Annotated in this window: 10 protein-coding genes; 5 read left to right on the top strand and 5 right to left on the bottom strand. The window is 73.0% G+C overall.

The genetic code is table 11. The annotated features are described in order from the left end of the window. From ABZU75_RS33735 to ABZU75_RS33720, 4 genes are all read right to left on the bottom strand, one after another. Window positions 1–1,338: BTAD domain-containing putative transcriptional regulator (locus ABZU75_RS33735; protein WP_355563189.1), on the bottom strand; the 1,338-nt coding region annotated here is incomplete at its 3' end. Between the two features lie 96 nt (window positions 1,339–1,434). After that, window positions 1,435–2,214, bottom strand: coding sequence for an SDR family oxidoreductase (locus tag ABZU75_RS33730; protein ID WP_350912987.1), 780 nt, complete (start codon window positions 2,212–2,214; stop codon window positions 1,435–1,437). Window positions 2,215–2,240: 26 nt separating this feature from the next. Beyond that, the gene (locus ABZU75_RS33725) at window positions 2,241–3,386 is read right to left on the bottom strand and encodes an acyl-CoA dehydrogenase family protein (protein WP_355563186.1); all 1,146 of its coding nucleotides are present in this window, start codon (window positions 3,384–3,386) and stop codon (window positions 2,241–2,243) included. Window positions 3,387–3,409: 23 nt separating this feature from the next. Beyond that, on the bottom strand, window positions 3,410–4,057 hold the full coding sequence (locus ABZU75_RS33720; RefSeq protein ID WP_355563183.1) for a flavin reductase family protein: 648 nt from the start codon (window positions 4,055–4,057) through the stop codon (window positions 3,410–3,412). Window positions 4,058–4,281: 224 nt separating this feature from the next. On the opposite strand from ABZU75_RS33720, the gene ABZU75_RS33715 reads away from it, so the two are divergent. Both ABZU75_RS33715 and ABZU75_RS33710 read left to right on the top strand, forming a co-directional pair. After that, window positions 4,282–5,439, top strand: a complete 1,158-nt coding sequence (locus ABZU75_RS33715) for an acetyl-CoA acetyltransferase (protein ID WP_355563192.1) — start codon at window positions 4,282–4,284, stop codon at window positions 5,437–5,439. Window positions 5,440–5,442: 3 nt separating this feature from the next. Continuing rightward, on the top strand, window positions 5,443–5,829 hold the full coding sequence (locus tag ABZU75_RS33710) for an OB-fold domain-containing protein (protein ID WP_350952355.1): 387 nt from the start codon (window positions 5,443–5,445) through the stop codon (window positions 5,827–5,829). 186 nt (window positions 5,830–6,015) lie between these two features. On the opposite strand, the gene ABZU75_RS33705 is transcribed toward ABZU75_RS33710, so the two are convergent. Next, window positions 6,016–6,369 (bottom strand): hypothetical protein, encoded by a 354-nt coding sequence (locus tag ABZU75_RS33705; protein WP_350912996.1) that lies wholly within the window; start codon window positions 6,367–6,369, stop codon window positions 6,016–6,018. Window positions 6,370–6,505: 136 nt separating this feature from the next. Between ABZU75_RS33705 and ABZU75_RS33700 the strand changes: the two genes are divergently transcribed. The 3 genes from ABZU75_RS33700 (at window position 6,506) to ABZU75_RS33690 (ending at window position 8,908) form a co-directional block, all read left to right on the top strand. Next, window positions 6,506–7,252 carry a GntR family transcriptional regulator gene (locus ABZU75_RS33700; protein WP_350912998.1) on the top strand — a complete coding sequence of 249 codons (747 nt, stop codon included), beginning with the start codon at window positions 6,506–6,508 and terminating at the stop codon, window positions 7,250–7,252. A gap of 332 nt (window positions 7,253–7,584) precedes the next feature. Continuing rightward, window positions 7,585–8,190 (top strand): GNAT family N-acetyltransferase, encoded by a 606-nt coding sequence (locus ABZU75_RS33695; RefSeq protein ID WP_355563177.1) that lies wholly within the window; start codon window positions 7,585–7,587, stop codon window positions 8,188–8,190. 43 nt (window positions 8,191–8,233) lie between these two features. Beyond that, entirely contained in the window at window positions 8,234–8,908 is a 675-nt protein-coding gene (locus ABZU75_RS33690; RefSeq protein ID WP_355563174.1) for a copper homeostasis protein CutC, read from the top strand. Window positions 8,909–8,933 lie beyond the last annotated feature (25 nt).

Genomic DNA, 8,933 nt, shown 5'->3' with positions numbered 1-8,933 from the left:
CGGCAGCCCGTCGAGCTCGGGGCAGAACCGCCGCACGGCCTCGGTCCCGGCCTCGTCCAGGACGAGGCCGGGACGCACCGCCGAGGCCCGGTCGGTGAACAGCCGCGCGGCGGGGGAGGGAGCGAGCGGCCGGACCGGCCACAGGTTCTCGCCGGTGATGCCGAGCGGCTCCCGGCTCGTCGCCAGGACGCGCAGCTCGGGGCAGCCGGCGAGCAGCCGCGCGGCCAGCTCGGCGACCGCCTCGACGACGTGCTCGCAGTTGTCGAGGACGAGCAGCAGCGGCCGGCCGGCCAGCGCCGCGAGCAGCCGGGAGACGGGCTCAGCCTCGGCGGGCATGGCGAGCAGTCCGCTCTCGCGCAGGCCGAGCGCGGCGAGCAGGGCCTGCGACAGCCGCCGCCCGTCAGGCAGCGGTGCGAGCTCGACGTAGCAGACGTCCGGCAGGCGACTCGCGACCTCGACCGCCAGCCTGGTCTTGCCCGCCCCGCCGGGGCCGACCAGGGTGACCAGGCGCGCGGTACCGAGCAGCCGGGTGACCTCGGCCAGATCCTCCGCGCGGCCCACGAAGCTGGTCAGCTGCGCCGGTGGCGCGGGCGGCTCGAACGGCCGCTCGCCCCGCAGCAGCTCCTGGTGGACGGCCGCCAGCTCGGCCGAGGGATCCGCGCCGAGCTCGTCGGCCAGCAGCCGCCGGGTCTCCTCGAAGGCGAGCAGGGCCTCCGCCTGCCTGCCGCCCGACTGCAGGGCGCGCATGAGCAGGACGCGGAGTCTTTCCCGCAGCGGATGGCGGGCGGCCAGCTCCTGCAACTCGGGCACCGCGGCCCGGTGCTCGCCCCGCCGCAGGTCGGCCTCGATCCGGTCCTCCAGGGCGCCGAGCCTGCGCTCCTGAAGCCGCAGGACCAGGGCCTGCACGGAGGTGGCGTCCGCGGCGTCGGCGAGCGCGGGCCCCCGCCACAGGTCCAGGGCCTCCCGCAGCAGCACGGCCGCTCCCGCCGGGTCTCCGTCGCGCAGGGCCTGACGCCCCTCGTCGGAGAGCCCTTCGAAGCGGTGGGCGTCGAGATCGCCTGGGCCGACCGAGAGCCGGTAGCCCGAGGAGACGGCCTCGATCTCGACCTGGGGCCCCAGCAGCCGGCGGAGCCGGGAGACCTGCGACTGCAGGGCGTGCGCCGCCCCGTCCCGGGGGCGTGCGCCGTAGAGGTCGTCGACCAGGAGATCGGCGGCCACCACCTCCCCGGCACGGGCGAGCAGCAGGCCCAGCAGCGCCCGCAGGGCGGGCCCGCCGACGCCCACCTCGCCACCGTCGTCGTGCCACACCCGCGTGGTGCCCAGGATCCCGAAACGCATGGGGGCAATTGTCGTCCTTCGCGAGGCTCCCCGTCTTTCCGCGGGAGTCGCGGCGTTTCACGGAGGTCCGCGTACGTCGTACGACCCGGCGCCTCCCTAAGGGTGCCGGTTGGAGACCGAGACGACCTCGCCGGTCATGTACGTGGAGTACTCGCTCGCCAGGAAGACGATCACGTTGGCCACCTCCCACGGTTCCGCCGAGCGGCCGAAGGCCTCGCGGGAGGTCAGTTCGGCGAGCAGTTCGTCGGTGGTGACCTTGGCCAGGAAGGGGTGCATGACCAGCGAGGGGGCCACCGCGTTGACCCGGATGCCGTGCGGGGCGGCCTCCAGGGCGGCGCACCTGGTCAGGGCCATCACCCCGGCCTTGGCGGCCGCGTAGTGCGACTGGCCCTCCTGGGCGCGCCAGCCGATCACCGAGGAGTTGTTGACGATCACTCCGGAACCCTGGGGGACCATCAGCCGCAGGGCGGCCCTGGTACAGCGCATCGTGCCGGTGAGGGTCACCCCCAGGACGGCGTCCCACTGCTCGTCGGTCATCTCCACCAGCCGCGCCGTACCGCCCAGGCCCGCGTTGTTGACCACCACGTCCACCCGCCCGTGCGCCTCGGTCACCGCGTCGAACATGGCGCGCACCTCGGCCTCGGAGGTGACGTCGCAGGGCACCGCGAGCGGTTTGACCCCGCTCAGCTCGGCCAGCGCCTCGGCGGCCTCGCCGAGGCGCCGCTCGTGCCGGTCGGAGACGACCACGGTCGCGCCCTCCTCGGCGCAGCGCCTGGCGGTGGCGTACCCGATGCCCGTCCCGGCCGCCGCCGTGACCAGGACGACCTTTCCGTCAAGCAGGCCGTGGGCGCGGGGGTAGGGGGGAGGTGTCGCCATACGGGCTCCGTTCCGGTGGTCGTGTCTCAGCCCTTGGGCAGGCCCAGGGTGCGCTCGGCGATGATGTTGCGCTGGATCTCGCTGGACCCGGCGTAGATGGTGTCGGCGCGGCTGAACAGGTAGAGCCGCTGCAGCGCGTTGAGGTCGTACGGCGGGGCGTCGGCGACCAGGCCCGCGCGCCCCTGCACGGCCTGGGCCAGCTCGCCCAGCCGCCGGTGCCACTCCGACCAGTACAGCTTGCCGATCGACACCTCGGGTCCCGGTTCGCCCGCCGACAGTGAGGTCATGGTGCGCAACGCGTTGAGCCGCATGATGTCCAGCTCCAGCCACGAGCGCACCAGCCGGTCGCGGAGCACCGGGTCCTCGGCGGCCCCGGTGCGCCTGGCGGTGGCCACCACCTCCGCGAACTCCTGCTGGAAGCCGATCTGCTGGCCCAGGGTGGAGGCGCCGCGCTCGTAGCCGAGGGTGGCCATCGCGATCCGCCAGCCCTCGCCGGGAGCGCCCAGGATGTTGCCCGCCGCGGTGCGGGCGCCGTCGAGGAAGACCTCGTTGAACTCGCTGGTGCCGGTCATCTGGAGGATGGGCCGCACCTCGATCCCCGGCTGGTCCATCGGGACCAGCAGGTAGGACAGGCCGCGGTGGCGCGCCGAGCCGGGCTCGGTCCTGGCGAGCACGAAGCACCAGTCGGCCACGTGGGCCAGCGAGGTCCACACCTTCTGGCCGGTGATGACCCACTCGCCGTCGTCCAGGCGCGCCCGCGTCTGGACGCCTGCCAGGTCGGAGCCCGCCTCCGGCTCCGAGTAGCCCTGGCACCACAGCTCCTCGCCACGCTGGATGGGCGGCAGGAAGCGCCGCCGCTGCTCCTCGGTGCCGTGCTCCAGGATGGTCGGCCCGATCAGTCCCTCGCCGATGTGCCCGACCCTCGCCGGGGCGGCGGCACGGGCGTACTCCTCGTGGAAGGCGACCTGGTCCTGCAGAGTGGCGTCCCGGCCTCCGTACTCCCTGGGCCAGCCCAGGCAGGTCCACCCGGCCTCGCCCAGCCGCCGCTCCCAGGCGAGCCGGACCTCGTGCCCCTCGTGCTCGCGGCCGGGCCCGCCCAGTCCCCGGGCGTGCGCGAACTCGCCCGTGAGGTTCTCCTCCAGCCAGGAGCGTGCCTCCTCGCGCAGGGTCATGGAATACCTCCGGCGTGGGGACGTCAGGCGTGGAAACGGCCGTAGCCGCCCTTGAAGAAGAGCAGCGGGCCGCCGTCGCCGTGGACACCGAGCCGGTGGACCCTGGCGACGACGATGACGTGGTCGCCCGCGGGATGCTCCGCCTCGATCGAGCAGTCGATCCAGGCCAGGCTCTCCTCGATCACCGGGTTGCCACCCGGGGAGACCGTCCAGTCGAGCCCGGCGAACTTGTCGCCGCCCCGGCCGGCGAGCGCGGCGCAGACCGGTTGCTGGTGCTCGGCGAGCACGTTGATCGTCTGGGTTCTGGCGGCGCGCAGGCGCGGCCAGCTCGTGCTGCTGTGGGCCACGCAGAAGGCCACCAGCGGCGGGTCCAGTGACACCGAGGTGAAGGAGTTGGCCGCCAGGCCGCACGGCTCGCCGGTGTCGGCGTCGATGGCGGTGATGGCCACCACACCGGTGGCGAAGTGGCCGAGCACGGAGCGGAACCACCGGCCGTCCACGGCGCCGCCCTGGTGCGTGGCCCCGTTGATCTCAGGTCTCTCGGCTCCGTTGGACGGGCCCTGCGAAAGGCCACTCTGCATGGCGACTCCGTTGGCGGTGGTGCCGCGCCCGGCCAAGGTGGCGCGGGGGTGGTCGGCGGTCTCCAGCAGCCGGGCCGCGTGAGTGCTCATGGTGCTACTCGCCTCCTCAATCGCGCCCGATCGGCCTCCGAGGGGGTTCGGCGGCGGACGGCGTCCTCCACCGTCTGGCGCCATCTTACCAAGCGCTTGCTTGGATTGTAGGGGAGTGCCGGAAAAAGTCCCCGGTCGCCGTCGGCGCGCGCCCGTCGTTGACATCCGCGATTCGCCCGGCCTAGCCTCTGGCCAAGCGCTTGCTTGAGATCGGAGGCTCGTACGTGGGTGGTTTCCGGGACCGCACGGCCGTCGCGGGCGTCGGGTACACCCGGTTCTCCAAGGATTCCGGGGTCAGCACCCTCACCCTGGCCTGCGAGGCCGTGCTGGCGGCCCTGGACGACGCGGGCCTGACCGCCGACGACGTCGACGGCATCGCCACCCACCGGGTCGGCGACTCCGCCGCGCCCTGTCTGGTCGGTCCCGCGCTCGGCATCCACGAGCCCTCCTGGTACCTCGACCAGTTCGGCGGCGGCAGCGTCTCCCACTCGGTGGTCGGCCAGGCGGCGCTCGCGGTCGCGGCGGGCGTCGCCGAGACCGTCGTCTGCTACCGGGCGATCAACGCGCGCTCGGAGTTCCGGATGGGCGGGACCGGCCGGGGGTTGCCGGTCAGCCCCGAGGTCCAGTACCAGGCGCCGTACGGCTACTTCGCGCCGCCGCAGCAGTACGCGATGTTCGCCCGCGCCCACATGTCGAGGTACGGCACCCGTCCCGAGCACTTCGGCGCGCTGGCGGTCGTCCAGCGCGCCAACGCGGCCAAGAACCCCCGGGCGCTCATGCGCACCCCGATCACCCTGGACGACTACCTGGCGAGCCGGTGGATCGCCGAGCCGTTCCGGCTGCTCGACTGCTGCCTGGAGACCGACGGCGCCTGCGCGCTCGTCGTCACGAGCGCCGAGCGGGCCGCCGACCTGCGCAGGCCGCCGGTGCTCATCTCCGCCGCCGCGTGGGGAGGCGGCGACTCCTTCCTGTCCGGCGGCCGGGCGGACACCACGGTGACCAGCGCGGCCGAACTGGCCCCGCGCCTGTACCGCCAGGCGGGCATCGGGCCCGCCGACGTCGACGTGGCCGAGATCTACGACTGCTTCACCTACTCGGTGATCGTGCAGCTGGAGGACTACGGCTTCTGCGCCAAGGGCGAGGGCGGCCCGTACGTCGCCTCGGGTGCCGTCGCGCCGGGTGGTGAGCTGCCGGTGAACACGCATGGCGGGTTCCTGTCGGAGGGGTACGTGCACGGCGTCAACCACATCGCCGAGGCCGTCTCACAGCTGAGGGGGGACGCGGGGGACAGGCAGGTGGAAGGGGCCGAGGTGGCGCTCTCCACGGCCCAGCCCGGCTACATCCTGCCCGCCACCTCGGCGCTGATCCTACGGAAGGGGTGAGGGGTGCGTCCGGTTGCCGATCGCGACTCGGCGGAGTGGTGGAGGCGGACCGCCGGCGGGGAGTTCGTGCTCCAGCGGTGCGACTCCTGCGCCACGCCGCGCTTTCCCGCCCGCGCCTACTGCCACCGCTGCAGGACCCGCGAGTGGCACTGGGAGCCCATCGCCCCGGCCGGCCGCGTCGAGAGCTGGATCGTCAGCCACCAGCCCTTCCTGGCCGGGGTGAGCGAGCCGTACACGGTGGTGATGGTACGGCTGGACGAGGCGCCCGAATGCGTCATGTACGGCAACTGGCGCGGTGCGGAGCCGCCGGTCGCGGGCCTGCCCGTCCGGGCGTGCTTCAGGAGGGTGGACGAGGAACTGTCGCTGATCGACTGGCGTCCGCTCGGCTGAGGCGCGTTCGCGGTGGGGCTCATCGTCGGGGCCGCGTCACGGGTGCGTCCCGGCGGGTCCCGTTCCCGCCGATCGCGCTCCGGAGATGGGGAGCGCGCCCTGGCGGGCGTGGGGGACCCGCCAGGACGCGTTCCGCTCCGGCGCGATAGGCGGAGGACCCCGGCGAGGGGTGGGGTCCTCCGCCGGCTAGTCGCGCTCGGAGTCTGTGTCGGCGAAGGCGCGGACCTGGTGGTCCGCCTCCTCCTCCGCGAGGTCGTCGTCAGGCGTGGGCCGCCGGTAGTGCTGCGAGATGAGGCGGGCCGCCCCAGCCGGGTCGTCGGCCGGATGCGAGGACTCAACGCCATCCTCGTTCCAGACAAAGAGCCCGTTCTTGCACCAAACGGTTAGATCGGTCAGCACCGAGAGCACGGACATCCCGCTTCCGTTGCTCTGGTAGGTGTGGGTGAACCCCTGGCGGTGCAACGCGTAGCGCAGTAAACGCGTCGCCTCGCGGGGGTCGCGCCAGGGCAGGTACGGCGCATCCACGCGGACCGACAGCACCGGCCTCCACCCCCTCGCTGACCTTTCGATGGATTTGTACCAACGATTGGATGATGCGGGTCTTGGGAGGTTGGGTCAAGGGGCTGTTCCCCGCTAGAACCAGATCGTCTAGTTTTATTGGCACAAAGGGGACTTAATGGCGCGGTCAACGCTGTATCAACTGGTGGCCTCCGATCTGAGGAGGACCATCTACTCCGGTGCGCTCGGACCGGGGGATCAGCTGCCGACCGAGGCGGAGCTCATGCTCGTGCACCAGGTGAGCCGGAACACCGTGCGGCTGGCTCTCGGCGAGCTGGTGAACGAGGGCCTGGTCACCCGTACCCCCCGCAGGGGCACCGTCGTGCGGGAGCGCCGTCCGCTGCTCATGCACCCCCAGCGCGAGCTGCAGCCGCGGGGCGAGGAGACCCTGGAGGCCTTCGCCTGGGCGGTCTCGCAGGAGGGGCGCGCGCCGAGCCAGGAGATCGAGGTCTCGATCGTGCACCCGGCCGAGGAGATCGCCAGCAGGCTGGAGCTCGCGGACGACGAGCTCGCCGTGGTCCGCCGCAGGCTGCGCTTCGTGGACGGCCAGCCGTACAACACCAACGACTCCTACTTCCCGCTGGCCCTGGTCGCCGACTCCGAGATCACCCGTCCCGGCGACATCAGGCGCGGGGCCAACAAGGTCCTTGAGGAGCTCGGCCACCGGCAGGTGCGGATGGTGGACGACATCTGGGCGCGGATGCCCAACAGCGCGGAGACCGAGCGGCTCCAGCTCCAGCTCGGTACGCCGGTCGTCGTCTACGTCCGAGTCGGTTACGACGTGGAGGACACCCCCGTGCGCGTGGCGGTGTCGGTACTGCCCGCGGACAAGCACCTGATCAGGTACGAGCTGGAAAGCCGTTGACATCTCGGTAACCGCCCTGACGGGCCGGCCTCCACTCCGTCCGCGCCGCGGGCGCCCGGCGGGCCGCGCCCGCAGGGCGGCCGTTCTCCTTCCGGCCGGCGCACTCCGGGCCGGGCCTTCCCCGGACCCGGCCGTCTCGCCCGAGCTCCCCCCGCCCGTCGCCCTCCCGCCGGGCTCTCTCGCGCCGCCCGCGCCTCTCACCCCGACCGGCGTCTCCCCGCCGCTCGCCCCCAGCCCCTAGGCATCCGCCTAGCCCGACATGGGTGCCGTGCGCCATCAGGCGGCCACGCTCCGTGTCAACTCGCGTACCGAACGCAACGAAGGGATGAACCATGCACTCGAACACCGCCAGTCCCACCACCGTGCGCCCGTTCACGCTGCGCAGGGCCACGGACGGTGATCTCGACGGGGTGCTCGCGCTCCTCGCCGAGACCGCCGGGTGGCTGAACCGCCGCGGCGTGCGGCAGTGGCCCGCCGCCGGCTTCCCCGCCGAGCGCATCACCCCGCTGATCGACGAGGGCGTCATGTACCTGCTGGACGGGGAGGACGGGCCCGCCGCGACCCTCGCCCTGGACGCTCACGCCGACCCCGAGTTCTGGGCTCCGGGAGACGACCCCGGCTCGGCGCTCTACGTCCACAAGCTGGCCGTGGCGCGCGCCCACGCCGGCCGGGGGCTGGGGGAGTCGCTGCTCGACTGGGCGGGCCTGCGGGTCCTGGCCCTGGGGAGAAGATGGCTCAGGCTTGACTGCTCCAAGGACAACTCGCGGCTCCAGGACTACTATCGGGGACAGCGTTTCGCGCATCTCCGCACGGTCGACCTGTCGCATCGCGCCTCCGGCGCCCTGTTCCAGCGGCCGGGGGGCCTGCGCGCCCACGCGTCCGGCCTCGCGCTGTCCTTCTCGGACCGGCGCGGGTCGTCCGTCCCCGAGCATGTCTGAACCACGGCGATCCCAGGGCAAACCCATCCGATAGCCTCCATTCATGACCGGATCCTTGCTTGAGGTGATCACGCTTGACGTGCGTGATGCCGTCGCGGCCGAAGCCGGCGGCGCCGATCGCCTGGAGGTCGTCGCCGACATGGCCGTGGACGGGCTCACCCCGGCTGCGGAGACGGTCGCGGCGATCTCCAAGGAGTGCGCGCTGCCGCAGATGGTGATGCTGCGTGGCGAGGCCTCGTTCCTGGCCACGCCCGAGTCGCTGAAGACCCTGAGCCGCGAGGCCAGGGCACTCGCCGACGCGGGCGCGGCCGGGTTCGTGTTCGGGTTCCTCGATCGGGCGGGGGCGGTCGACCTGGCCGCCACCGAGGCGCTCATCCACGCGGTCGCACCGCTGCCCTGGACCTTTCACCGGGCGGTGGATCACGCGGCCGACACCCAGGCGAGCTGGCGTGCCGTCCGCCTGCTGCCCAACCTCGCCACCGTGCTCACCTCGGGTGCGCCCGGTGGCGTGGCGGACGGGCTACCACTGCTCAAGACCCGGTGCGAGGCGGGCGACGGCCCGCTGATCCTGGCCGGGGGCAGGCTGAGGCCCAGCCATGTCGGGGTGCTGATGGAGTACGGCGTGCGGGCCTTCCACGTCGGCAGCGCCGTGCGGGCGTCCTGGTCGGACCCGGTCGACGAGCGCCGGGTCCGCCAGTGGCGCGCCCTGATCGACTGAGGCGCGCCAGGTCTCGCGGTGATCG

Source organism: Streptosporangium sp. NPDC005286, from assembly GCF_040607515.1.
Classification (GTDB): Bacteria; Actinomycetota; Actinomycetes; order Streptosporangiales; family Streptosporangiaceae; genus Streptosporangium.
Note: the sequence above shows the minus strand (reverse complement) of the source record. Positions and strands in the feature narration are given on the sequence as shown.

What these genes read in the sequence shown, in the direction of transcription:
- ABZU75_RS33695 (WP_355563177.1), top strand. Translation starts at nt 7,585, where the DNA reads ATGCACTCGAACACCGCCAGTCCCACCACCGTGCGCCCGTTCACGCTG.
- ABZU75_RS33725 (WP_355563186.1), bottom strand. Translation starts at nt 3,386, where the DNA reads ATGACCCTGCGCGAGGAGGCACGCTCCTGGCTGGAGGAGAACCTCACG.
- ABZU75_RS33690 (WP_355563174.1), top strand. Translation starts at nt 8,234, where the DNA reads ATGACCGGATCCTTGCTTGAGGTGATCACGCTTGACGTGCGTGATGCC.
- ABZU75_RS33700 (WP_350912998.1), top strand. Translation starts at nt 6,506, where the DNA reads ATGGCGCGGTCAACGCTGTATCAACTGGTGGCCTCCGATCTGAGGAGG.
- ABZU75_RS33730 (WP_350912987.1), bottom strand. Translation starts at nt 2,214, where the DNA reads ATGGCGACACCTCCCCCCTACCCCCGCGCCCACGGCCTGCTTGACGGA.
- ABZU75_RS33720 (WP_355563183.1), bottom strand. Translation starts at nt 4,057, where the DNA reads ATGAGCACTCACGCGGCCCGGCTGCTGGAGACCGCCGACCACCCCCGC.